The sequence below is a fragment of the Chryseobacterium sp. POL2 genome, from assembly GCF_011058315.1.
Taxonomy (GTDB): Bacteria; Bacteroidota; Bacteroidia; order Flavobacteriales; family Weeksellaceae; genus Soonwooa.
On record NZ_CP049298.1, the window covers coordinates 166,889 to 191,733 of the forward strand.

Annotated in this window: 19 protein-coding genes; 9 read left to right on the forward strand and 10 right to left on the reverse strand. The window is 35.1% G+C overall.

The genetic code is table 11. The features are described from left to right. The first annotated feature begins 75 nt into the window (after positions 1-75). Positions 76-699 (forward strand): TetR/AcrR family transcriptional regulator, encoded by a 624-nt coding sequence (locus G6R40_RS00760; protein ID WP_165130611.1) that lies wholly within the window; start codon positions 76-78, stop codon positions 697-699. Between the two features lie 46 nt (positions 700-745). Here G6R40_RS00760 and G6R40_RS00765 read toward each other — a convergent pair whose 3' ends face one another. The 3 genes from G6R40_RS00765 to ligA form a co-directional block, all read right to left on the reverse strand. Beyond that, positions 746-1,405, reverse strand: a complete 660-nt coding sequence (locus G6R40_RS00765; protein ID WP_165130612.1) for an MgtC/SapB family protein — start codon at positions 1,403-1,405, stop codon at positions 746-748. Positions 1,406-1,460: 55 nt separating this feature from the next. Continuing rightward, on the reverse strand, positions 1,461-3,428 hold the full coding sequence (locus tag G6R40_RS00770) for a heavy metal translocating P-type ATPase (RefSeq protein WP_165130614.1): 1,968 nt from the start codon (positions 3,426-3,428) through the stop codon (positions 1,461-1,463). Between the two features lie 151 nt (positions 3,429-3,579). Next, a complete protein-coding gene (gene ligA / locus G6R40_RS00775) occupies positions 3,580-5,589 on the reverse strand; it encodes an NAD-dependent DNA ligase LigA (protein ID WP_165130616.1) in 2,010 nt (669 codons plus the stop codon). A gap of 44 nt (positions 5,590-5,633) precedes the next feature. Here ligA and G6R40_RS00780 point away from each other — a divergent pair, with 44 nt between their 5' ends. Together G6R40_RS00780 and G6R40_RS00785 are read left to right on the forward strand one after the other, a co-directional pair. Then, on the forward strand, positions 5,634-6,377 hold the full coding sequence (locus G6R40_RS00780) for a glycerophosphodiester phosphodiesterase (RefSeq protein ID WP_228455887.1): 744 nt from the start codon (positions 5,634-5,636) through the stop codon (positions 6,375-6,377). Between the two features lie 83 nt (positions 6,378-6,460). Then, positions 6,461-7,177: a 3-ketoacyl-ACP reductase gene (locus G6R40_RS00785; protein WP_165130618.1), complete on the forward strand. Its 717-nt coding sequence runs from the start codon at positions 6,461-6,463 to the stop codon at positions 7,175-7,177. A gap of 69 nt (positions 7,178-7,246) precedes the next feature. Here G6R40_RS00785 and G6R40_RS00790 read toward each other — a convergent pair whose 3' ends face one another. Both G6R40_RS00790 and G6R40_RS00795 read right to left on the reverse strand, forming a co-directional pair. Further along, positions 7,247-8,518 carry an aminotransferase class I/II-fold pyridoxal phosphate-dependent enzyme gene (locus G6R40_RS00790; protein WP_165130620.1) on the reverse strand — a complete coding sequence of 424 codons (1,272 nt, stop codon included), beginning with the start codon at positions 8,516-8,518 and terminating at the stop codon, positions 7,247-7,249. A 50-nt stretch (positions 8,519-8,568) separates the two neighbouring features. Next, positions 8,569-9,606, reverse strand: coding sequence for a PLP-dependent cysteine synthase family protein (locus G6R40_RS00795; RefSeq protein ID WP_165130622.1), 1,038 nt, complete (start codon positions 9,604-9,606; stop codon positions 8,569-8,571). 217 nt (positions 9,607-9,823) lie between these two features. On the opposite strand from G6R40_RS00795, the gene G6R40_RS00800 reads away from it, so the two are divergent. From G6R40_RS00800 to kdsA, 4 genes are all read left to right on the forward strand, one after another. Beyond that, the gene (locus tag G6R40_RS00800; RefSeq protein WP_165130624.1) at positions 9,824-13,312 is read left to right on the forward strand and encodes a DUF2723 domain-containing protein; all 3,489 of its coding nucleotides are present in this window, start codon (positions 9,824-9,826) and stop codon (positions 13,310-13,312) included. A 62-nt stretch (positions 13,313-13,374) separates the two neighbouring features. Beyond that, positions 13,375-14,850, forward strand: a complete 1,476-nt coding sequence (locus tag G6R40_RS00805) for a hypothetical protein (RefSeq protein WP_165130626.1) — start codon at positions 13,375-13,377, stop codon at positions 14,848-14,850. 9 nt (positions 14,851-14,859) lie between these two features. Continuing rightward, the gene (locus G6R40_RS00810) at positions 14,860-15,390 is read left to right on the forward strand and encodes a DUF1697 domain-containing protein (RefSeq protein WP_165130628.1); all 531 of its coding nucleotides are present in this window, start codon (positions 14,860-14,862) and stop codon (positions 15,388-15,390) included. Positions 15,391-15,394: 4 nt separating this feature from the next. After that, a complete protein-coding gene (kdsA, locus tag G6R40_RS00815) occupies positions 15,395-16,204 on the forward strand; it encodes a 3-deoxy-8-phosphooctulonate synthase (RefSeq protein ID WP_165130630.1) in 810 nt (269 codons plus the stop codon). A gap of 201 nt (positions 16,205-16,405) precedes the next feature. Here kdsA and G6R40_RS00820 read toward each other — a convergent pair whose 3' ends face one another. The 3 genes from G6R40_RS00820 to G6R40_RS00830 form a co-directional block, all read right to left on the reverse strand. After that, positions 16,406-17,359, reverse strand: coding sequence for a DUF4349 domain-containing protein (locus G6R40_RS00820; protein ID WP_165130632.1), 954 nt, complete (start codon positions 17,357-17,359; stop codon positions 16,406-16,408). A 147-nt stretch (positions 17,360-17,506) separates the two neighbouring features. After that, a complete protein-coding gene (locus G6R40_RS00825) occupies positions 17,507-18,199 on the reverse strand; it encodes a ZIP family metal transporter (RefSeq protein ID WP_165130634.1) in 693 nt (230 codons plus the stop codon). Between the two features lie 7 nt (positions 18,200-18,206). Beyond that, entirely contained in the window at positions 18,207-18,935 is a 729-nt protein-coding gene (locus tag G6R40_RS00830; protein WP_165130636.1) for a class I SAM-dependent DNA methyltransferase, read from the reverse strand. A 132-nt stretch (positions 18,936-19,067) separates the two neighbouring features. On the opposite strand from G6R40_RS00830, the gene G6R40_RS00835 reads away from it, so the two are divergent. Further along, complete coding sequence (locus G6R40_RS00835) at positions 19,068-20,228, forward strand: class I SAM-dependent RNA methyltransferase (protein WP_165130638.1); 1,161 nt, start codon at positions 19,068-19,070, stop codon at positions 20,226-20,228. Between the two features lie 30 nt (positions 20,229-20,258). Further along, positions 20,259-21,254: a glycosyltransferase gene (locus G6R40_RS00840; protein WP_165130640.1), complete on the forward strand. Its 996-nt coding sequence runs from the start codon at positions 20,259-20,261 to the stop codon at positions 21,252-21,254. A 34-nt stretch (positions 21,255-21,288) separates the two neighbouring features. Here the strand turns inward: G6R40_RS00840 and G6R40_RS00845 are convergent, their stop codons facing one another. Together G6R40_RS00845 and typA are read right to left on the reverse strand one after the other, a co-directional pair. Further along, positions 21,289-22,869 (reverse strand): glycoside hydrolase family 10 protein, encoded by a 1,581-nt coding sequence (locus G6R40_RS00845; RefSeq protein ID WP_165130642.1) that lies wholly within the window; start codon positions 22,867-22,869, stop codon positions 21,289-21,291. A gap of 74 nt (positions 22,870-22,943) precedes the next feature. After that, positions 22,944-24,749: a translational GTPase TypA gene (gene typA, locus G6R40_RS00850; RefSeq protein ID WP_165130644.1), complete on the reverse strand. Its 1,806-nt coding sequence runs from the start codon at positions 24,747-24,749 to the stop codon at positions 22,944-22,946. Positions 24,750-24,845 lie beyond the last annotated feature (96 nt).

The window sequence follows — 24,845 nt, forward strand, 5'->3', positions numbered from 1 at the left end:
AAATTTTAAGAATTAAAATCAATCAGTTGTTTGGTTTTTCTAAATACGATACATTTGCAAGTAAAATTGATGTGAATGAGAATCTCAAAAGAAGAAAATATTTTGTTTGCTGCCGAAAAACTTTTTGCTAAGAAGGGGTTTGGCGGTACATCTACGCGTGAGATTTGTAAAGAAGCAAAGGTTAATATTTCTATGATCTCCTATTATTTCGGTTCCAAGGACAAACTTTATGAACGTATTTTCGAATACCGAATGAACGAAAGTATCAGTTTTGGAAAAGATATTTTGGCACAACCCAAACTTAACGAATGGGAAAAATTAGTATTGTTAATTGATCAGTTTTGTGGTAAAATTATTCGTATGCGCGATTTTTATACCATTATGCAACGCGAACAATTATCGAATAAAACGCCTTATATTATTGATTTTTTGAAAACGTCACAAATGAATTTTTTAAACATATATGGTGCATTAATCACGTCTGGTTATCAAAATGCGGTCTTTACAAAATTACCAAGAGTAGAGTTTATCCATTCAACAATTTCTGGAACAATTTTCAGTGCAATTCATGGCTTACAGGTTTATAAAGAATTTGCTCATGCCGAAAATGATGCGAATTTTGAAACCCTTTATTTTACAGAACTAAAAGATCACTTAAAAAATATCTTAAAATATTTATTAGGCTATAACGAAAAATAAACATTTTTTTTAAAGCATACTAAAAGATTTTCGTAATCTAAAAATATTAAAACTGATACGCATTTATTTTTTCATCTTTCATTAAAATCTCAACGAGTTGTTGATGTTTGCTTAGTTTTCCTGTAAGTCGCCAAGTTGTAGAAATACTGTCTTTACCGTATTGTTGCCTGATAATTTCTTGTTTTAAATCCGTTTTTCGGAAAAGCATTTGACAATATTCGTAGTCGTTAACGCTTGTTGTAATTTTATAATCCCGAATTTTATTATTGCTGTCGATGATGTTTTGTAGAAATAGCAGAATTCTTAAAATCAACATTACCAAAAAAGTGCCCAACAAAGCCAAATAGATATGGCCAGATCCTACAGCCATCCCGAGCGAAGCGGTTGCCCAAATGGTGGTTGCTGTTGTTATGCCTCCGATTTTGTTATCATCTTTGAAAATAACGCCAGCGCCAAGAAAACCAATTCCGGTAATAATATTGGCTGCCAAACGGTCCGGATTATCAACACCTATTTTAAGACTCAGAATCGTGAAAATACATGACCCGAAACTGACTAAAATGAAAGTTCTTAATCCAGCTGATTTATTTTGATACTCGCGATCTGCACCGATAACAAGCCCTACCAATACCGAAATTAATATTAGTAAAACTTCGTTCTCAGTGCTTGGCATTCGTAGAATATCTAAGCTATCTTTGATGTCCATATTCTTTAATTCTGTATTAAAGTTAGGACTTTTCAGAATTAAATAATATTTATTTCTAAACTTTAAAATTCATATTCTGAATTCTTACCGCATTAAGAATCGCCAAAAGTGCGACGCCAACATCTGCAAAAACGGCTTCCCACATGGTTGCCAAACCACCAGCTCCCAGAATGAGAACAATAGCTTTTACACCAAAAGCAAGAATAATATTTTGCCAAACTACTTTTTTTGTGGCTTTACTAATTTTAATCGCTAAAGGGATTTTAGTCGCTTTATCATCCTGAATTACCACGTCTGCCGTTTCAATTGTCGCATCGCTCCCCAGCCCTCCCATCGCCATACCAACATCTGCCAAAGCCACAACAGGCGCATCGTTAACGCCATCTCCAACGAAGGCGACACTTCCGTATTGAGATCTTATTTTTTTAAGTTCAGCAACTTTATCTTCGGGTAAAAGTCCACCCGAAGCATGATTAATTTGGAGTTGCTGAGCCACAGACTCAACAACCTCTTTTTTGTCACCACTCAGCATAAAGCTGTTGATATTTAGTTTTTTAAGTTCTGCAATTGCTGTTGAAGCTTCAGGTTTTATTTGATCTGAAATTGTAATGTAGCCAACAAATTTATTATCGAAAGCAATAGCGATAAGACTTTCGGTGAAGTTTTTAGAATTGAGATCATGTGTGATTCCAAATTTTTCCATCAGCTTAAAGTTGCCTGCCAGAAAGTTTTTCCCCTGATAATTGGCTTTCAGTCCACGACCTGGAATTTCTTCAATATTTTCTAAAATTAAATTAGGATTTTGCTCCCCAACATATTCATGAATTGCCGTTGCAATAGGATGTGTAGAGTGGCTTTCTAATTTGTTTAAAACTTCAAGAATTTCTTTTTCATTAAAATCTTTAGAAATCTGAATGTCTTTTACTTTAAAAACACCTTCCGTTAAAGTTCCTGTTTTGTCCATTACTACATTTTTTATAGACGCCAAAGCATCGATAAAATTACCGCCTTTGAAGAGAATTCCGTTTTTGCTACCTGCGCCAATTCCACCAAAATAACCCAAAGGAATGGAGATAACCAAAGCACATGGACAAGAAATTACAAGAAAAATACAAGCGCGGTATAACCAAGTTTTATAATCGTAAACCTCGACAAATAGATAAGGAAGCACGAAAATACCTAATGCTAAAAAAGTAACTATCGGCGTGTATATTTTTGCGAATTTTCGGATAAATAATTCGGTGGGTGCTTTTTGCTGATTGGCATTTTGTACCAATTCTAAAATCTTACTGAGTTTGGAATCTTGGTAATCTGTTTTCACCAAAACCTCAGCGACAGAATTTAGATTAATCATTCCAGCCAATACTTCATCGCCTTTTTGTTTGGTGTCGGGTTTACTTTCACCAGTTAAAGCAGAAGTATTGAAAGAGGCTTGTTCACTAAAAAGTTCACCATCAAGGGCTAATTTTTCACCAGGTTTTAGAAGGATTTTTTGTCCAATGTTTACTTCTTTGGCTTTTACTGTTCTATGTTGATTATTTTTAATGATAGTTACCTCGTCAGGGCGCTGATCCATAAGACTTGCGATATTGTTTTTGGCTTTTTGTACTGCCAAACTTTGGAAAATTTCACCAACGGAATAAAACAACATAACGGCAACAGCTTCGGGATATTCTCCAATGATAATAGCACCAATTGTTGCGATTGACATCAAGAAAAACTCAGAAAAAATATCGCCATTTTTCATACTTTCAAAAGCTTCTTTTATAACAGGCCAACCGACAGGAAGATAAGCAATTGCATAAAGAATTATTCGACTCCAACCCTCAAACCAAGTTGGTTTAAAATAATAATCGAAAAGAATTCCGATAATTAAAACGACAAAGGAAATAATTGCTGGAGCGAACAATTGCAAAATGCTTTTGTCTGAGGTTTCATGAGAATGATCATGAGAATCATGAGAGTGTGAATGCTCATGGTCGTTTTTTATAGGTGGATTGCTACAACATTCTTTGTTACTCATATTTAAAGCTTTTACTCAAAGTTACAAAAGCAAAATTGATATCAAGAAAAAACCTATCACTTTTGATGATAGGTTTTAAAGTTTATTGATTTTAGTTTTTTATTTTGAATGAGCTCGGGTTTCGGCGGCAGCGAAGCTGCCGCCGAAAATTTTATCCTTCATTAATCAAATCCAAAAATTCTTGCTCATCCAAAATGGTGATTGTCCCAATATCCTGAGCTTTTTTCAATTTACTTCCTGCTTTTTCACCGACAACCAAATAATTTAAATTTTTAGAAACGGCTGAAATATTTTTTCCATTGTGTTTTTCCACCATTTCTTCGGCTTGTTCGCGCGTGAAAAGCGATAATTTACCAGTAAATAAAAAGGTTTTCCCTTCCAAAACATTGCTTAAAACTTCCTGCGTACTTTCCCCTTTTTCCAATTGAACACCATAATTTTTCAAGCGTTCAATCATAAGATTATTCTCAGGATTTTGGAAGAAATCAACTATGCTTACGGCAATTTTCCCACCGATGTCTTCCACTTGTGTAAGTTCTTCAATTGTAGCATTTTTCAAATCTTCGATTGTAGCAAAATTTTTAACTAATTTTTTAGCAACGGTTTCGCCTACATGTTTAATTCCGATTCCGTATAAAACTTTTTCAAATGGAATTTGTTTGGATTTTTCGATACCATCAATAATATTTTGAGCAGATTTCTCCGCCATTCTATCCAATGGAAGCAGTTGTTCTTTGGTTAAAGCATAAAAGTCGGCAGGATTTTCAATCAGTTTTTCTCGGTAAAGCTGTTCTATGGTTTCGCTGCCCAGATTTTCTATATTCAAAGCTTTTCTAGAAACATAATGTATCATTCTTCCTACAACTTGTGGCGGACAATGCAGATCGTTTGGGCAAAAATGTATGGCTTGATCTTCAATTTTCACCAATTCAGTTCCGCACTCTGGACAATTTTTTATGTATTCTATTTCTCGACTTTCAGACGTCCTTTTTTCTGTATTTACGCCAACAATTTTAGGAATAATTTCACCTCCTTTTTCTACATACACAAAATCATTTTCGTGCAAGTCCAATTTTTTTATGATGTCTTCATTATGCAAAGAAGCCCTTTTTACGATGGTTCCGGCCAACAAAACAGGTTTCAAATTAGCAACAGGGGTTATGGCTCCAGTTCTTCCGACTTGATAAGAAACACTTAAAAGTTCTGTTTCTACTTTTTCAGCTTTGAATTTATAAGACATCGCCCAACGCGGAGATTTTGCGGTGTAACCCAATTGTTTCTGCTGTTGAAGAGAATTTACTTTTATCACAATTCCATCTATTTCAAAAGGTAAATTGTGACGCTCAGCATCCCAAAAGTTGATGAAATTTTTAACATCATCTAAACTTGTGCACAATTTTGCTTGATCTTCAGATACCTTAAATCCCCAGTTTTTAGCCTTAGATAAAACATCCCAATGGGTTTGAGCAGGAAATTCCTCTGCGATATATTGATATAAAACTGCCGAAAGTCCACGTTTTCTAACCTCCGCAGAATCTTGCATTTTTAAACTTCCACTTGCTGTATTTCTTGGGTTCATAAACAAGTCTAAACCTTCTTCTTCACGCTGTTGGTTAATTTTATCGAAATTTTTTCTCGTTAAATAAATTTCACCGCGCATGAAGAATTTTTCAGGAAAATCACCTTTCAATTTTAAAGGAACATCCGAAATAGTTCTCACATTATTCGTGATTTCGTCCCCTTGGAAACCATCACCACGCGTTACAGCTTGAGAAAGTTTTCCGTTTTCATATAAAATAGAGATAGAAGCGCCGTCGTATTTTAATTCAGCAACAAATTCTACGGGCTCATCAATGGTTTTAATAATTCGTTTTTCCCAATCTTCAAGATCATTAAAATCGTAAGAATTATCCAAAGAATACATTCTGAATTGATGCAGAACTGTCGGGAAATTTTTGGTTACACCGCCACCAACACGCAAAGTTGGAGAATTAGCGTCTGCAAATTCAGGATGTTGTTTTTCTAAATCTTGAAGTTCTTTAAGCTTTGTATCAAATTCAAAATCTGAAATGCTTGGTTCGTCTAAAATATAGTAATTATAATTGTGTTGGTGGAGTTCTTCTCTTAGTTCTTCTATCTTCAATTGGATGTTTTCAGACATAAATAAATGTTTATAGCAAAGATAAAAAAACTTGCTTCTGAAAAGTGAATATCTTATTTTTAGAATTGAAAGATTTAGTAAAAAATGGAATGATGAAAACACAACTAATTGTGCATCGTGGATTTTGGAAATCCCAACCTGGAACTTCAGAAAATTCTATTCAAGCTTTAAAAAATGCTCAGAAATTAAAAGTTTACGGATCTGAGTTTGATGTTCAAATGACAAAAGATGAGAAATTAATTGTTTTTCATGATGAACAGATTGGCGATTTAGAAATTGCCGAAACAGATTTTGATATTTTAAAAAAGGTTAAACTTTCGAATGCTAAAAGTATTCCGAGGTTGGAGGATTATTTTATACAAGGTCAAAAATTTCCAAATTGTAAATTAATTGTTGAATTGAAACCATCTAAAAACCAAATATTAGAAGAGGTTATGGTTAGAAAAACCATGGATTTAATTCAAAAATACAATATTGAAAGTCAATGTGAGATTATATCTTTTAGCTTACATATTTGTTGTAAAATAAAAGAAATTAACCCAAAGATGTTAGTCTATTATTTGAACGGAAATTTAGCACCGAATGCATTGAAAAAGCTTGGCTTAGATGGTTTTGACTATGATTATGAAATACTTTTAGAACATCTGGATTGGATTGCGGAAGCAAGAAAAATAGGATTAAAAACCAATGCTTGGACAGTGGATGATGCCGAAGTTTATCAAAAATTAGTCAATGCCAATATTGATTTCGTTACTACCAATACACCAGATATATTTCTAAATGAATGATTGTTAAAAGGCTTTTTTAAGAAATTGCGTATTCATTTTGTACCTTTGCAGAAGATAAAGTTTAATCATAAAAACATAAGAAAATGACAAGCTTAAAAGGGAAAAATGCCATTATAACTGGTGGTGGAAGAGGTTTAGGAAAAGCCGTAGCTCTTGCTTTGGCTAATGAAGGTGTGAATATTGGAATTTCTGGAAGAAACAAAGAAAATCTTAAAAATACAGTTGCTGAACTTAGAAACTTAGGTGTAAATGCATCTTACTCAGTTTTCAGTATTGATGATGAAACGGCTGTTAATACAGGAATTAAAGCTTTAGCAAACGATTTGGGAAGCATTGATATTTTGGTGAATAACGCTGGTATTGGCGATTTCGGGAAATTAAATGATATGTCAACACAAGTGTGGGAACAAGTCATGAAAACCAATCTCTTCGGTGTATTATACACTTCTAAAGCGGTTTATCCTTTTCTAAAGGAAAAAGGTCAAGGTGATATCGTAAATGTAGCTTCTACAGCAGGTCTTAAAGGAGGCGCGGGAATGTCTGCTTATGCGGCTTCTAAAGCAGCGGTGATTTCTTTATCACAATCGATGATGGCAGAATGGAGAAAAGATAATATTCGTGTAATTACCTTAACTCCGAGTACTATTGCTTCGGATATGAGTATTCAAGGAGGTTTAACAGATGGAAATCCAGAAACAGTGCTTCAACCAGAAGATTTCGCAGAATGGGTAAGAGATATCTTGAAAATGAACAGAAGAGCTATGATTGCTAATGCTTCTATTTTCTCTACCAATCCGTAAATAATTATTTTAGTTTTAAAAATAAAAAATCGCAACCAAATTTTGATTGCGATTTTTTTATAATTTTAATTAAATAGGCTTGAACTCCAAATTTTGTTCAGCTAATAATTTTTCTGCTTGTTCTTTATAATGTCCATTAACTAGCTTGTCATGGATGGCCTCAAAAGCAGCCAACGTCTCATTAATCTCAGCATCTGTATGGGAAGCTGTAGGAATTAATCTCAGCAAAATCATGCCTTTCGGGATTACTGGATACACCACAACAGAGGTGAAGATGCCGAAGTTTTCGCGAAGGTCTTTTACCAAAAGTGTAGCTTCTACTGGTGTACCTTGCATCATAACTGGCGTTACACAAGTATTGGTATTTCCTAGGTTAAAGCCTCTTTCCGTAAGTCCGTTTTGTAATTTGTTAACGTTTTCCCAAAGTTTAGCTTTTATTTCAGGTCTTGTTCTTAATAGTTCTAATCTTTTAAGTCCACCAATAACCATCGGCATTGTCAAAGATTTAGCGAAAATTTGAGATCTAAGATTGAATTTTAAATATCTAATAATATCTTTATCTCCTGCGATGAAAGCCCCAAAACCTGCCATAGACTTAGCAAAAGTTGAGAAGTAAACATCGATTTGATCTTGACAACCTTGCTCTTCGCCAGCACCAGCGCCAGTTTCTCCCAAAGTTCCGAAACCATGAGCATCATCGACCAATAATCTGAACTTGTATTTATCTTTTAAAGCACAAATTTCTTTCAGTTTGCCTTGCTGTCCTCGCATTCCGAAAACCCCTTCAGTAATTACTAAAATACCGCCGCCAGTTTCTGCAGCGACTTTTGTTGCTCTTTCAAGGTTTTTTTCTAAACTTTCAATATCGTTATGCTTATACGTAAAACGTTTTCCAGAATGTAGTCTAACACCGTCAACGATACAAGCGTGAGAATCTACGTCATATACAATAACGTCATGGCGATCTACTAAAGCATCGATGGTTGATACCATACCTTGATAACCAAAGTTAAGCAGGTATGCGGAATCCTTTTTAACAAATTCGGCTAGTTCTTTTTCTAATTGTAAGTGCTGCTCTGTTTCTCCAGACATGGCACGAGCGCCCATTGGATAGAACATGCCGTAATCTGCTGCGGCTTTTGCATCTGCAGCAATAACTTCGGGATGATTACATAGTCCCAAATAATCATTGGCGCTCCAGAAAATAACTTCTTTGTTTTGAAATTTCATTCTTGGACCAATAGGTCCTTCTAATCTTGGGAAAATGAAATAACCTTCGCCATAGTCTGCAAATTGTCCTAATGGTCCAGGATTTTCTTTGATTCTGTCAAAAATATCCATTCTAATTTCTTTATTAAAAATAATCTCCCGATTAAGTATCGGGAGAAACTTTATTTTATGATTTCTGTTTTAAAAACTTCTTCGTAGTTGTGAAAGCAATTGTTAACAAAACCTTGTTCAGCCATCCATTTATCACTATATACTTTTGTGATGTAACGTGATCCATGGTCTGGGAAAATAACTACAACAACATGCTTCTCATTAAGAGGATTGATGTTGGCATACTGTATTAGCCCCTGTACTGCTGCGCCTGTAGTATAACCGCCCATAATAGCTTCTTTTAGAGCGATTTCTCTGGTACGGTAGGCACTCATTTCGTCATTAACTTTTACAAAATGGTCAACTTTATCAAACAAAAGCGCAGAAGGAATTAAGTTTTTCCCCATGCCTTCGATTTGATAAGGATGGATTTGGCTTTTGTCAATTTCACCCGTTTCATGGAAGGTTTTCAGTATGGAACCATCTGCATCAATACCAATAATTTGGATGTCAGGATTTTGTTCTTTTAGAAACTTAGCAGAACCTGTTAATGTTCCGCCCGTTCCTGTACAAGCAACGAGGTGCGTTATTTTACCTTGCGTTTGTTCCCAAATTTCTGGGCCAGTTGTTTGGTAATGCGCATCAATATTTAATTCATTAAAATATTGATTGATATAGATTGAGTTAGGTGTTTCGCTAGCGATACGCTTAGCGACTTCGTAATAAGATCGAGGATCGTCTGCTGCTACATTGGCAGGACATACAAAAACTGTTGCCCCCAAAGCTTTGAGGTAAGCAATTTTTTCGGGTTTTGTTTTGTCACTTACTGCAAGGATACATTTATAACCTTTGATAATACACACCATTGCCAGAGAGAAGCCTGTATTGCCTGAAGTTGTTTCTACAACTACAGAGCCAGGTTTCAATAGTCCTTTCTTTTCAGCATTTTCTATAATATGAAATGCGATTCTATCTTTGGTAGAATGTCCAGGGTTATAAGATTCCAACTTAGCGTATACAGTCGCAGGGATATCCTTTGTAACTTGATTTAATCTAATCAAAGGAGTATTCCCAATTAAACCAAGAATGTTATCGTATACATTAGTCATTATTTAACATTTTTCTCACTAAAAAAACTGTTTGCAAAAATACAAAAAAAATAATAGTAGTCTAATTCTTTGTGACTAAAAAAAATCAGCTATCCATTTTTTAGAGTATTTAACATTTGCAAAACTTCCAAATATTAAGCCAAAAATTAAAATTCTGTTAAAAGGAAGATAAAAATCAGTTAAAAGTCTTATTTTCGCACTAATTTGTGATAAAAATATGAAGAACTGGACATTTAAACAATGGAATACCATCTTAGGTTGGGTTGTTTTTGTAATTGCTCTTATAACTTATCTATCGACCATAGAGCATCGATTGAGTTTTTGGGATTGTGGAGAATATATTTCTTCTGCGGTTAAGCTGGAAGTGACGCATGCGCCTGGAGCGGCTCTATTCCAACTAATAGGTGCTGTTTTCGCTATTTTTGCGTTTGGAAATCCCGAAAATTATGCTTTGGTGATCAATGCACTTTCTGGGATTTGTAGCGCGGTAACCGTCTTGTTCTTATTCTGGACGATTACACATTTTACGAGACGATTATTGAATAAAGAATATTCTGAACTAAGCCCAGGTGAACAGATTGGTATTTTATTTTCAGGTGTCATAGGAGCCTTATGTTTCACATTTTCGGATACCTTTTGGTTTTCGGCGGTGGAAGGCGAAGTTTATGCCATGGCAACGATGTTTATCGCATTATTACTTTGGTTAATCACGAAATGGGAAAACGAATACCATGATCATGGAAACGAACGTTGGATTATTCTAACTTTCTTTATTGTAGGGCTTTCTGTAGGGGTTCACATGATGTGTATGTTGGCTTTGCCAGCGGCTTGTTTCGTCTATTATGCTCGTAATTATACATTTACTTGGAAGAACTTTATCATTGCAAATTTGGTAACTTTAGTTATTCTGGGTATTGTGTTTAAAGGGATTTTCCCCTTAATAATGACACTTTTCGGAAAAAGTGAAATCTTTTTTGTTAATGGATTGGGACTTCCTTTCCATAGTGGGACTATTTTCGCTTTTGCTATTTTAATATTAATTTGCTATTTAGTTATTAATTATTCAAGAAAGATAGGACAGTCACTTTATCAAACAATTGCATTGTCGCTTGTCTATATGATAATCGGATTTTCTTGTTGGATGGTGATCCCGATTCGTGCAAATGCCAATGCACCGATGAACCTTAATGATCCTGATAACGCCATTGGAATGTTGGATTATTACAACCGTGTACAATATGGTGATTGGCCTACAATGTATGGTCAAAACTATACTGCTTATCTTGATTATAATGGCATCCTTAAAAATGAGGACGGAAGCTTCCGTACAAATAAAACTGGAGATATTTACGAAAAAGATGAGAAAACAGGACGTTATCGTGTGGTTGGAGAGCGTTTTAATTACGTATTCAATCCGGCGCATGTAGGCTTTTTACCAAGAATGTTCAGTGAAGATCGTAGTGTTATTGCCAATTATATTTCGATGTACGGTGCGCCAGATTTTACCTTTAATTTTGATAATGAAGAAGCAGCAAACAGTCCAGAAGCACAACAATATTTTGATGGTTTAAGAAAAAAGTTTGAAGCTGGAACTTTGAAAGCGAGTGATTATTACGATGCAAAACCATTTGAAATAATCAATGTACAACGACCAAGTTTATCACAAAACTTAGACTATTTCTTTACTTTCCAAAATTATTATTATTTCGCGCGTTATCTACTTTGGAACTTCTCAGGAAGACAAAATGACCTTGAGGGAAATATGCAAAATACCAATGGTAACTTTATTACAGGTATTTCGTTTATAGATAATAATCTTTGGGGAAATCAGAGTGATATGCCTGCGAAATTCCGTAACGAAAGCACGGTATATTTTTTCATGTTACCTTTAATTTTGGGCTTGTTAGGTTTCTTTTTTCAACTCAATAGAGATTTTGGAAGATTCTATGCGATATTATCTTTATTTATATTAACAAGTGTTGGGATTGTCTTCTACACTGGTGTAAAACCTTTCGAAGTGAGAGAGCGTGACTATGCGATGGTTGGGGCATTTTATGCCTTTGCAATTTGGATTGGTCTGGGTGTGGCAACAGTATTTTCATTCGTTCAAAAGAAAGTTAAAACCAATGCAGCACAATGGGCAGTTGGGGTAATCATGTTGGGGATTCCGCTGATGATGGGCTTCCAAAATTATAATTCCCATGACAGAAGCAAAAGAACTGCAGCTTACGATTATTCTTATTCTTCTCTGAAATCTTTACCAAATAATGCTTTGTTATTTGTGTATGGAGATAATGATACTTATCCAGTCTGGGGATTGCAAGAAACTGAGGAATTCCGTTCGGATGTTAAAGTTGTTAACTTCACCTTATTGGCAACGCCTTGGTATTTGGATCAAATGAAGCGTCAAACTTATAAATCTGCGCCGGTGCCTTCGGTATTTACTCATGATGATTATCGCGATGGTGCTAACGACCAAATATATTTAATGACTAAAAAAGATTGGCAGAATATCTTTGCTAATCTTCAACAAGCTGGTGCGCCAGAAACCGAATTTGCAGAATATAGAAAATTCTTGGAACAAGACTCCATGACGGTGAAAGATGCGGTTAATTTCTTAAAACAAAAATCTGAAAATAAAACAGAAATCCTGAAAATGATTTTTGGAGAAAATAGCAAAACAGAGCGTTTTAATTTTATTCCGGTGTCCAAATTTGTGTTGCCTGTGAATGTTAATAATGCTGTGAAATCAGGAATTATTACACCAACAGAAGCTGCTTTGGCAGAACAATCGATTACAATCGATTATAAGAAAAACAGTATGTTCAAAAACAATTTGATGCTGTTGGATATTCTCGCAAACTTCGATTGGAAGCGACCTCTTAATTTCTCGAATGGCGGCGTTTATGATCCGGAAAATATTTTCTTCCTTCAAGATTATTTACAATTAGATGGTTTTAGTTATCGTTTGGTTCCTATCAAAACACCAGAGTCAGATTCTGGCGAAATGGGTAGAGTTAATGCTGACCAAATGTATAATGTCGTTAAAAACTACAAATGGGGCAACTTTAAGGATTTGAGTGTTCATTTTGATGGCACAGCTCAAGAAAATATTTTAGGTTATAGATTATCAACAAGTCGTACGGCGGTAGCTTTGGCACAAGCGGGACAAAAAGGAAAAGCTATTGAACTTCTCAATTTAATAAGCACAGAAATTCCTGGTTCCAAATACAATGATCCTAGATCGCTTAGCGCAATTGCCTATGCGTACATTGTTGCGGGCGATGAGAAAAAAGGTCTGGAAATGGCTGATGCCATCAAAAAAGATATCTTCACAGAGTATGATTATTATCTAAAACTTTCGCCTGAATACCGAGTTTACTCTGCTCGTCAAATGAATACCAAACCAATGGAATACGCTTATCTAGTGAATTCAATTTCGGATGCGTATCAAAAAATCGGTCAAAAGGAAAAAGCTTATAATTATACCATCAATGCAATTTCTGTTATTGACAAACGTTTTGATGCTTTTGTTAAAGAACTTCAAATGTTAGGCAAAGAAAAAGCGTTTGGCAGATTAGAAGAATCTCATAATATCACGAATTTTTATCAATATCTTTTCGATGTTACCAATAAGTTTGACACGACTTATGCTTCCGAAAAAGAAGAGCAAGTGACACGAGCTTTGATGAAAGTGGCGCAATAGATACTAACCCAATTATACAGCAGGTCTTGAGTTTTCTTGAGACCTGTTTTTAAAATACACAGATGAAGAAAAATTTACCTATCTATGCTTGTATCGCAATTGTGCTGATAAAGCTTTTGTTTTTGTTGACGCATCATATTCAGGAAGATGCATTTATCACTTGGCGTGTAGCCCAAAATCTTTTGGATTACGGCGTTATCGGTTTCAATGGTGACGAAAAGCTTTCTTCCTCTACCACGCATCTTTATGTCTTTGTTTCCTATTTTTTTAATTTGATATTTGGGAAGGCTTACTTCATGTATCCCATTCTCATTTTCAATTCTATATTATTTACGATAGGAAGTTATTTTTTGTCAAAAATGCTTCTGAAAGACTATTGGCAACAAGCTGTTTTCATTATTCTTTTTGGAATATTGCCGCCATCTATTAAGATTTCAATCTTGGGTATGGAATATGGCATTCTGTTTTTCCTAGAAATGGCTTTGCTCTATTATGCCTTCTATCAAAAGAAAAATTGGGCTTTGTTGGTGTTTCCGCCTTTAATTTTATTTACGAGAATCGATACCGTTATATTCTTAGGAATTGTCTTTTTGGTTGATCTTATTTGGAACAAAAAAATTAATTGGCGCTACATTCTAGGTGGTATTTTGGGCGTTGGGCTCGTTTTGGCGTTCAACTGGTTTTATTTTGGAGAAATTGTCAACAATACCATTACAGCAAAACAGATGGCTTACGATAAAGAATTTACACCGAGCCTTAGCTGGAAATATTTTTTGATTAATTATGGTAATTATTGGGGAATGTTAAAGATGACCACGACTTTCAATCCGTATACGATTTTGATATTGTTGTTTGAGTTGTGCGCTTTCATTTTCTTGGTTACTAAAAAGAATTCGCGCAATATTTTCTTGTGGATTATTTTCTTGTTTGCATGGGCAAAACAGATCATTTTCATATCTCAAAAATCTTATTTTGATTGGTATTATTGGGTGCCACAGATTTTACTTTTTGGGGTTATTATCGTATTTGTTTTAGAACAAAAATCAAAACGAAATCTTTGGTTGGCACTTTTAGTTTTATTTTATGTCGGACCAATGTTGGCGTACCAAACGATACATTCTATCGCGACGGGAAATGGCGAATGGAATTATAGACGAAACATCGGCATTTTTCTAGACCAACATGAAAAGGACAAAAGCCAATGGATTTTCTTAGAACCTGCTGGTTTTGTGCCGTATTTTTCACATCTCAAAACCATCGACGAAGTAGGTTTGGTTGACCGCGGTGTCCAGACAGAAATTGTGAAAGACAAAAAACATTATTGGTTTAATACCATTAAAAACAGACAACCAAAATATATTCTAGCTTACAAAGATATTTTTGAAGAACCAGAAGCGGATTATTACAAAACGCATTATAAATTATTGAAAGAGTTTAGGATTAAAGAGCATCTTAAAAGTGACAATCCGATTTTAGAAAAAATTTATAAACTAAAACCTTCTGGGAGAGATTACAATTTGTACGAAAGAATCCCGTAATTTTATAGCATGAAAAAATATTGCGCATTTCTGCGAGGTGTTAATGTCAACGGAACTTCCATGAAGATGAAAGAGGTTTGTGATGTTTTTACAAAAGCAGGAATGTTCGGTGTGCAAAGCATTTTAGCGAGCGGAAATATTTTGTTCGAATCGGATAAGAATGAATCTGATTTAAAATCAATTTTGGAAGAAGCCATGTCCAAAACGTTTAATTATGACGCTTTTCTCTTTATCAGAGATTTTAAAAGTATTGAAAATGTATTGATGAAAAAAGCTTTTGAGGACAAAGAGGATTGTCATAATTACGTTTTTATTTCGGATAAAAATACAGCGGAAAAGCTTCAACAATATTTTGAAGAAAAAGGAAATAAAGAACACGAATCTGCCAAAATTGTCGATGCGGTATTTTATTGGCAAACCCCCAAAGGAAATACGCTTAATTTTGAGTTTGGCAAAGTTTTAGGAATGAAAAGTCTGAAAGATAAATTCACCAGTCGTAATCTTAATACGATCGAAAAAATAGTTAACAAACTGAAATAATATCATGATACAATATTTAGAAAATATCAAACACAAAGATTCTAAAAACTTCTTTTTAATTGCGGGACCTTGTATTATCGAAGGCGAAGATATGGCGCTGCGCATTGCAGAAAAAGTTCTTGAATTAACGAATAAATACAATATACCCTATATTTTTAAAGGAAGTTTTAAAAAAGCCAACCGCAGTAGAGTAGATTCTTTCACAACAATTGGCGAAGAAAAATCTTTGGAAATCCTCAAGAAAGTAGGCGAGACTTTTGACATCCCTACAACCACAGATATCCACGAGAACGACCATGCAGCTTTGGCGGCGCGATATGTTGATGTATTGCAGATTCCAGCTTTTTTGGTGCGCCAGACCGACCTTTTGGTGGCAGCAGCGCAAACTGGAAAATGTGTGAGTCTTAAAAAAGGACAATTTTTGTCACCAGAAGCAATGCAGTTTGCGGTACAAAAAATTACAGATTCTAACAACCCAAAAGTTGCAATCATCGAAAGAGGAAATTCTTTTGGATACACAGATTTGGTAGTTGATTTTCGCGGTATTCCGACGATGCAACAATATGCACCAGTTATTTTGGATGTCACGCATTCGTTACAGCAACCCAACCAAAGTTCGGGGGTTACGGGCGGTCGTCCAGAACTTATCGAAACGATCGCAAAAGCAGGAATTGCTGTAGGAGCAGACGGTCTTTTTATAGAAACGCATCCGACGCCAGAAACAGCTTTGTCCGATGGTGCTAATATGCTAAGATTGGACAAACTAGACGATTTGTTACAAAAACTGACGCGTGTAAGAGAAGCGATTATTTAATATAAAAAGGAGTTTGAAATTGTCAAACTCCTTTTGTTTTAGTGAAAAAATTTTACAACATTAAAAATCTGAATGATTATTAAGCTTATAAAGCAAAGCTAAATATTTTGAATCTTTGTTATCTTAATTTTAAATTAAAATATAATTAAAATTTTTAATGCTTATTTAGTTTTAGAATCTGCAAAGTTTTTAGACTTTAATTTAATTCAAATCTTGCTTGTTGGATTCTGTGTTTTCCGATGTTTTTGATTTTTTCTTTTGCTGTCTTTTATAAAAATAAAATCCTATGCCTGCAATGATGAATATAGGCCAAAAAGGCAAAAGAAATAGAAAAATATCGCCCAAAACTTTGCCGCCATTTCCTATCGCATCCATCGCTTTTTGTGAGAAACTGGCATTAGGATTGGCTTCGTTTTCTTTTTTGGCAGATTGCGTTTCTATAATCGTAAGTTCTACAATACACAGTTGGTTGGACGAAAAATCTTCGCCTTTTATTTCAATGTTTTTATTTTTAATTGTTCCCAGATTGTTTGAAACCGCATCTACGAAATAATCAAATTTCGATAACGGAATATTTGCTACCACATACATCGTCTGGAATTCGTTATTGCTGACGATATTTTCGGACTGAATTCGGGCATCGAATTTCGAAATTTCATGATTTAGTTCCTGACGCGTTTGGGTCAGATTTTCCACATTGATTTCCAAATGGGCACTTTTAATTAAAGCATCTAGTTTGGGTAGATTTTGCGTCGGTTGTTGTTCTGGACGATTTTTGTAGATGACTTTAACTCGTTCTTTAACTTTTTTGAGTTGGTCAGCATTTTTTATTTTAGACTTTACAGAATCGATTTGTTGTTGGATGTCTTTTGATTCTAATTTCTCATTAAAATCCTTGATGTTTTTGCCTAAAGAGTCAATTGATTTTTTAGAATCATCAAAAACCTTTTCGAGCTTTTCTTTTTCTTTGATAATATGAGGAATGCTCACCGAATCCAAGTTAATGGAAAGCGAATCGATATTTTTAAGATGGTCGTTAACACTATTAATCAAACTGTCCGCGGAATTCAGGTGATCTTGCACTTTCTGAATTTCGGATTTTTGACACATCATCAAAGTGTTTAGAATAATGATGCCTGCTAGAATTTTTTTCATGCTCAAAATTTATGAGTTAAAACTAAAGGCTTTTTCGGAAATAAATTTGTAAATAACCAGTAAATCAATTGTATTGTCAAAAGCTTGATTGTCAGGATTTAAAATTTGATTTACAAAAATTTTACAAGAAAAAATACAGAGAAACGATTAATGATGGTGTGTTAAATGTCCCAGCATGGCTAGGCCGATACCCAGAATCACGAAAATAATTTTGGACCAATCCATTTTGTGATTCTTGTTGCTTTCAAAAATAATAACCGAAGAAATATGTAAGAATATTCCGGCAACAACGGCTAAGAAATATATTTTGTGTTCTGGGTTGAAATAATGTCCGATCCACATGCCCAGCGGAGAAGCCATTGCAAAAATCGCCACAACCAACCAAAACTTAGGAGAAAAGGTTTTACTTCTCGCCAAAAAGCTTCCCAAGACAAAAGAAATCGGAAGATTATGAAACAAAATTCCCGTTAAATAAGGTGATAAAACTTCTTTCTCCTGAGCCAACGGAATACCTTCGATAAATGCATGAACGAACAATCCTATAATCAGCGCCAAAGGTAAAATATGCTCATCTTCTGCATGGTGATGAAAATGGCCATGCTCAAAACCTTTGGTTAAACTTTCCAAAAGCATCTGAAGCAAAACGCCGCCAATTACAAAAATACCAATGTTATGATTGCCACTACCGTAGATTTCGGGGAAAACTTCATTGATACAAATGCTTATCAGAAACCCAGCACTCATCACCAAAAGATTTTTTGCAAACTTCTGCTGACTTCCAAAATATTTACCTAGAAAAACGCCCGATAAAACACTTAGTATCAATAAAATAACAATCATAATTCTATTATTTTTTTACGAATAAATTGATGCAACGTGGAGATGTGGCAGGATCAAAATCATTAAGTTCGTAATCGCCCCAGACTTTAGCACGCTCAAAACCAACTTGTTTGGCGTAAGCTTCAATCTGTTGTGGCGTTGACAATTTTACTTTTTCGAAGAAATGAAAATCTGTGCCTTCATCATGAAAATGAATGTCTTTAACAACGAAATTGTCTTCTATTCTTTTCGATATATTAAATTGAATGCCTTCTTTTTCAACAACCGCATGCGGCACCAAAGTATTTCTGACAAATCCTTCATTAAGAAAGTCCAGCACAAAATAACCGCCAGGCTTCATTGCATTATAAACCGATTGGAAAACTTTAAGATCATCCTCAGAGTTTTCAAAATATCCAAAACTGGTAAACAGATTGAAAACCGCATCAACAGGCTCGCTAACATGCATTGGATCTCGCATATCATGAATGGCAAAATTCAAAGTTTCGTTTTCGAATTGTTTGTTGTGAAGAATACTCTGTTCGGACAAGTCCAATCCCAAAACATTATAATCCATTTTGTTAAGGTAAATTGAATGTCGTCCTTTTCCACAAGCCAAATCTACGATCCGCGAATGAGGAGGCATTTCTAAATCCTTAATCAGCAGATTGATAAAATGTTCTGCCTCGTTGTAATCTCTATCTTTGTAGAGTATATGATAATAGGGTGTATTAAACCAAGATTCAAACCATTGCATAAGCGCAAAAATACGACATTTTAGGCATAGTAAATCTTAATAATTCTTTAAAATTTAATTCAAAATATCTATTAGATAACTTCTAGAAATAAAGAATTAAATTTCTAAGCATATTATTCCTAATTTTGCAGCATGAATATAGATAATCTGCAAATACAAATAAAAACTTTCTTTGGTCTGGAACCTATTTTGGCTGAGGAACTTAAAAAATTGGGAGGCCGCAATGTTGAGATAAAAAACAGAGCGGTGAACTGCGAAGGCGATCTTGGTTTTTTATACAAAATCAATTATTCTTGCCGAACGGCGCTTAAGATTTTGGTTCCTATAAAGAGTTTTAAAGCTTTTAATGAAGATCGTTTTTATGACAGATTGTTCGATGTTCAGTGGGACGAGTATATGTCGATCGATCAAAGTTTTGCCATAGATGCAACGGTTAATTCGGAGCGTTTTAGCCATTCCCAATTTATGACTTTGAAAATGAAAGACGCTATCGTGGATTTTTTTAAAATGAAATACAAAGAACGTCCCAATGTGGATAGCAAAAATCCAGATATCAAATTCCATTTGCATATCGACCGCGAATTGGTAGTCATCAGCCTTGACAGTTCTGGCGATCCACTTTTCAAAAGAGGCTATCGTCAAATCCAGACCGAAGCGCCGATTAATGAAGTTTTGGCGTCTGGACTTTTACAAATCGCAGGTTGGGATGGCAAAGGTAATTTCCTAGATCCTATGTGCGGAAGTGGCACACTTTTGATAGAAGCTGCCATGATTGCCATGGATCTTCCAGCGCAGATTTTTAGAAAGAAATTTGCGTTTCAAAATTGGAAAAACTACGACGCCGAATTGTTTAAAACGATAAAAGAATTCCGTATCAATCGCGTAAAAGAATTTACTGGAAAAATTGTCGGTTACGATATTGATCTTAAAGCTCTGAATGCTGCGAAAACTAATATTGAGTTTGCCGAAATGGAAGATGTGATTGAAGTTAGAAAGCAAAATTTCTTTGATTCTAAAAAAGATCTGTTCCCATTATTGATGGTTTTCAATCCACCATACAATGAGCGTATCGCGATAGATGTCGAAGATTTTTATAAAAAAATAGGAGATACTTTTAAACAAAATTATCCCAACACTTTGGCTTGGCTAATCACTTCAGACCTCGAAGCTTCTAAAAAAATTGGGCTAAGACCTTCCCGAAAAGTTAAGTTGTTTAATGGTAAATTAGAAACAAGATTCCTGCAATACGAAATGTATGAAGGCACCAAAAAAGCTAAATTTGACAATAAATAATTTCTCATTCAGAATTAAAATAAAAGAACATTGAACTCTATTTCCATCATCATAGCCATTTATAATCGTAGAGATGAACTCTTCGAATTATTAAATTCTTTAAGCCGACAATCCGATAAAGATTTCGAAATAATAGTTGTTGATGATGGTTCAAAAATAGATTTAAGTCATATAATTCAATTGTTTGAAAATCAATTAAATATATCGTTTTACCAAAAAAGCAATTCAGGTCCAGGATTAACTCGGAATTACGGTGCCAAACGTGCTAAAAATGATTGGTTGGTTTTTGTAGATTCAGACGTTATTGTTGAAAACGATTATATTGAAAGCATCAAAAAAGATTTAGAAACGACGTCTTGCGATGCTTTTGGTGGAGCTGATAAAGCGCACAAAGGATTCAATATTATGCAAAAAGCAATATCGTATTCTATGACTTCTGTTTTCACAACGGGTGGTATTCGCGGGAGTAAAAAAGCCGTTTCAAAATTCCAACCTCGCAGTTTTAATATGGGTGTTAACAAAGAAGTTTTTTTAGAAGTTGGTGGCTTTTCCGAAATGCGAATTGGTGAAGATCCAGATCTTTCGATGACACTTTGGGAAAACGGATACACCACGGCTTTTTTCGATAATATTGGTGTGTATCACAAAAGAAGGACTGATCTTGGTAAGTTTTCAAAACAAGTGTATCAATTCGGTTGTGCGCGTCCAATTCTTAACCAAAGACATCCAAAATATGTGAAGCCGACATTTTGGTTTCCGACATTATTTTTGCTCGGCTATGTTATGGGACTTTTCCACTATTTTGTTTGGGGTTATGGACTGTTGTTAGCGCTTTATGGCATCTACACCTTCGTTGTGTTTTTTCATGCTCTATTTGTGACGAAAAACGTTAATATCACCGCAATGGCAATTATTGCAACCTATGTCCAAATGTTTTCTTATGGTTATGGTTTTTTGAAATCTTGGTTTAAACTGAACATCCTTAGACAAAGTCCAAAACAAGCATTTCCTTCCCATTTTCATTAGGAAGGAAATGATATCTAAATTATTTCTTTAAATTTTAGTTGATTTTTAGCGCTTTATATTCGCTTTCGTTGCTCAGTTTATCAATGGCCTGAATGGCGATTGTGTTGAGGGATTTTCCATCTCTAGAGCTTGGAATAATAAGTGATGTGATGTCCGATGTTAGAATTTCTGTTTTCCAAGTATTAGCATATTTTGTATAAAGTACCCATTGGAAAACATTCGTGTTGTCTTCTGTGGACCAAAATGCTGTTGTATTTCCGTTGTCTTTTTTGTAGCCTAAAGTTGGTTTTTTCAAAGGTGTTATTTTTAACCAAGGACTTGTGGGAATTAAAGCTTTCTCTTGATAAACTTGCGTTTTGAGAGCATTTTGCATCGTATAACTTTTTGTTAAACCAGCGATGCTCCAATGGATTTCGCCTGCTTTATCTTTAAGAATTTCACGACTTATTTGGACTTGACTAACAATTTCTGTCGGTCTGTCAGAGGCTTTAACTTCCACGGTGTTAAGACCTGGCCAAAGATGTCTTTTCATGGTATTTTCACTTTCCCACCATTCTAAAAGCTTTGGAAAACTCTGTCCAGTAGAATTAATAGGCCAATACAATTGCGGTGCGAAATAATCAATCCAGCCTTTATTTAACCATAATTTAGCATCGGCATACAATTCGTCATATTGTGAAGAACCTTTGATGCCTTGTGGATATCCAGGTTTCCAAATTCCGAATGGACTTATCCCGAATTTAACATAATTCTTTTCTGTTTTAATTTCTTTGTAAATACGTTCTACGAATTTGTTCACATTGTCACGACGCCAATCTGATCTGGAAAGTTGGCCGCCAGCATTTTTGTATTGGTTCCAAGTTTTAGAATCTGGAAAATCTGCTCCGCCATTGTAGGTGGCGTATGGGTAAAAATAATCGTCAAAGTGAACGCCATCCAAATTGTAACGTTTTACCAAATCTTTTACAACTGTTGATGCATGATCCTGAATGATTTTGGCTGCGGGGTCGAACCAATACATGCCGTTTTTTAATCTGTAAGTATATTCTGAATATTTGTTGACCAAAGACGCGCTAGAAACTTTACCGCCATTGGAATGGTGAGCGCGGTAAGGATTTAGCCAAACATGTAGTTCCATACCTCTTTTGTGGGCTTCTTCAATCCAAAATTCTAATGGGTCGTAATAAGGAAATGGTTTTTTTCCTGTTTCACCTGTTAAGAAATAGGACCAAGGCTCGTGTGGGCTTTCGTATAATGCGTCACCAGAAGGACGAACTTGTAAAATGACCGCATTGAAATTGTTGGTCTTTAACATGTCCAATAACGCGATCGCATCTGTTTTTTGTTGATCTGTAGATAAGTTATTTTTTGATGGCCAATTGATATTGGCTACCGAAGCGATCCATGCACCGCGAAATTCTCTGTTTAGTTTAGGGAGTTCTACCTTGTAATCGTCAGATTTGGGTGGAGTAGGTGGTTTGGGCGTTGTAGGTTTTGTTGTAGTCGGCTTTGTGGTTGTAACTGGTTTTTTTTGACCGCCACAATTATAAAGTAAAAGTGCTAGAAGTAATAAAGAGAATGTCTTGAATCGACTAAAATCCCGTTTAAATGTCATTAGAAATAATTTAATGTTCGAAAGTAATAAAAAAGCCCCGATAATCGAGGCTTTTTATAATAATTAAGAATTTATTAAGCTTTCGCTTGTCTTTCTAATCTTTTTCTATCTTCTTCAGATAAGATTTTCTTTCTCATACGGATGAAGTTTGGCGTTACCTCAATCGCTTCATCAGCTTGGATATATTCCATACATTCTTCTAGTGAGAATAAGATTTTTGGAGCAACACCTGTATCTTTATCTTTACCAGCAGCACGCATGTTGTTCAATTGTTTTGCTTCTACGATGTTTACTACCAAATCTCCTGGTTTGTTTTGCTCACCGATAATCATCCCTGTGTAGATTTCTTCACCTGGATCTACGAAGAATTTGCCTCTATCTTGTAGTTTGTTGATTGAATATTCAGTTGCTGGACCAGTTCCTTTACTTACCAACACACCATTGTTTCTTCCTGGAATAGCACCTTTAAAAGGCTTATATTCTGTGAAACGGTGCGCCATGATAGCTTCACCTGCAGTTGCTGTCAACATTTGAGAACGCAATCCGATAAGACCTCTTGAAGGAATCTCGAATTCCATATGTTGCATTTCACCTTTAGTTTCCATAATGTGAAGGTCACCTTTTCTTTGCGTTGCTAAATCGATAACTCTTGAAGCAAATTCTTCAGGAACATCTACCACCAAAGATTCGTATGGTTCGCATTGTACACCATCAATTTCTCTTAAGATAACTTGTGGCTGACCAATTGTCATTTCATACCCTTCTCTTCTCATCGTTTCAATAAGAACTGACAAGTGAAGAATACCTCTACCGAAAACTAAGAATGTATTAGCATCATCCGTTTGTTGAACTCTTAATGCTAAATTCTTCTCTAATTCTTTTGTTAATCTTTCTTTAAGGTGGTTAGAAGTAACATATTTACCATCTTTACCAAAGAAAGGTGAATTGTTGATAGAGAACGTCATGTTCAACGTTGGCTCATCAATCGCTGTTCTTTCCAATGGTTCAGGATTTTCCAGGTCTACGAAAGAATCTCCAATTTGGAATGCATCGAAACCTACAACCGCACAGATATCTCCTGCCTTTACTTCAGTTACTTTTTTCTTTCCTAATCCTTCAAAAACGTAAAGTTCTTTTACTTTTCCTTTTACAATTTTTCCACCATCCTGAGCAAGACCAATCCATTGTCCTTCAGATACTGAACCTCTGGTCACTTTTCCGATAGCAATTCTTCCTAAGAAAGAAGAGAAATCTAAAGAAGTGATTTGCATTTGCAAGTTACCTTCTATAGTTTTTGGTTCTGGAACATATTGTAAAACACCATCCAAAATTGGTAAAATACTATCTGCTGGCTCCAATGAGGTGTTGAACCAACCTTGTTTTGAAGATCCGTAGAATGTTGGGAAATCCAACTGCTCTTCCGTAGCATCTAAAGCAAAGAATAAATCGAATACTTTGTCATGAACTTCTTCTGGACGACAGTTTGGCTTATCAACTTTATTAATAAGAACGATAGGTTTCAAGCCTAATTCTAGAGCTTTTTGAAGTACGAATCTTGTTTGTGGCATTGGTCCTTCAAAAGCATCTACTAACAAGATAACACCATCAGCCATTTTCAATACTCTTTCTACTTCACCTCCGAAATCGGCGTGACCAGGTGTATCGATAACGTTGATTTTTGTGTCTTTGTAGGTTACCGAAATGTTTTTCGATAAAATGGTGATTCCACGCTCTCTTTCCAGATCGTTGTTGTCCATAATCAGTTCTCCTGATTCTTGGTTTTCTCTAAAGATGCTGGTAGCATGGATAATTTTGTCCACCAAAGTAGTTTTACCATGGTCAACGTGTGCGATAATCGCAATATTTCTAATGTTTTGCATACAGAATTTTTACGAGCGCAAAATTACGGAATTTTCAGAAAAGAAAATTAAAACTAACAAAAAATTAACAAAAAAACAAAAAGCCCATTCAAGAGA

What these genes read in the sequence shown, in the direction of transcription:
- G6R40_RS00800 (WP_165130624.1), top strand. Translation starts at nt 9,824, where the DNA reads ATGAAGAACTGGACATTTAAACAATGGAATACCATCTTAGGTTGGGTT.
- G6R40_RS00820 (WP_165130632.1), bottom strand. Translation starts at nt 17,359, where the DNA reads ATGAAAAAAATTCTAGCAGGCATCATTATTCTAAACACTTTGATGATG.
- G6R40_RS00805 (WP_165130626.1), top strand. Translation starts at nt 13,375, where the DNA reads ATGAAGAAAAATTTACCTATCTATGCTTGTATCGCAATTGTGCTGATA.
- G6R40_RS00770 (WP_165130614.1), bottom strand. Translation starts at nt 3,428, where the DNA reads ATGAGTAACAAAGAATGTTGTAGCAATCCACCTATAAAAAACGACCAT.
- typA (WP_165130644.1), bottom strand. Translation starts at nt 24,749, where the DNA reads ATGCAAAACATTAGAAATATTGCGATTATCGCACACGTTGACCATGGT.
- G6R40_RS00835 (WP_165130638.1), top strand. Translation starts at nt 19,068, where the DNA reads ATGAATATAGATAATCTGCAAATACAAATAAAAACTTTCTTTGGTCTG.
- G6R40_RS00845 (WP_165130642.1), bottom strand. Translation starts at nt 22,869, where the DNA reads ATGACATTTAAACGGGATTTTAGTCGATTCAAGACATTCTCTTTATTA.
- G6R40_RS00830 (WP_165130636.1), bottom strand. Translation starts at nt 18,935, where the DNA reads ATGCAATGGTTTGAATCTTGGTTTAATACACCCTATTATCATATACTC.
- G6R40_RS00785 (WP_165130618.1), top strand. Translation starts at nt 6,461, where the DNA reads ATGACAAGCTTAAAAGGGAAAAATGCCATTATAACTGGTGGTGGAAGA.
- G6R40_RS00765 (WP_165130612.1), bottom strand. Translation starts at nt 1,405, where the DNA reads ATGGACATCAAAGATAGCTTAGATATTCTACGAATGCCAAGCACTGAG.
- ligA (WP_165130616.1), bottom strand. Translation starts at nt 5,589, where the DNA reads ATGTCTGAAAACATCCAATTGAAGATAGAAGAACTAAGAGAAGAACTC.
- G6R40_RS00810 (WP_165130628.1), top strand. Translation starts at nt 14,860, where the DNA reads ATGAAAAAATATTGCGCATTTCTGCGAGGTGTTAATGTCAACGGAACT.
- G6R40_RS00825 (WP_165130634.1), bottom strand. Translation starts at nt 18,199, where the DNA reads ATGATTGTTATTTTATTGATACTAAGTGTTTTATCGGGCGTTTTTCTA.
- G6R40_RS00790 (WP_165130620.1), bottom strand. Translation starts at nt 8,518, where the DNA reads ATGGATATTTTTGACAGAATCAAAGAAAATCCTGGACCATTAGGACAA.
- kdsA (WP_165130630.1), top strand. Translation starts at nt 15,395, where the DNA reads ATGATACAATATTTAGAAAATATCAAACACAAAGATTCTAAAAACTTC.
- G6R40_RS00760 (WP_165130611.1), top strand. Translation starts at nt 76, where the DNA reads ATGAGAATCTCAAAAGAAGAAAATATTTTGTTTGCTGCCGAAAAACTT.
- G6R40_RS00795 (WP_165130622.1), bottom strand. Translation starts at nt 9,606, where the DNA reads ATGACTAATGTATACGATAACATTCTTGGTTTAATTGGGAATACTCCT.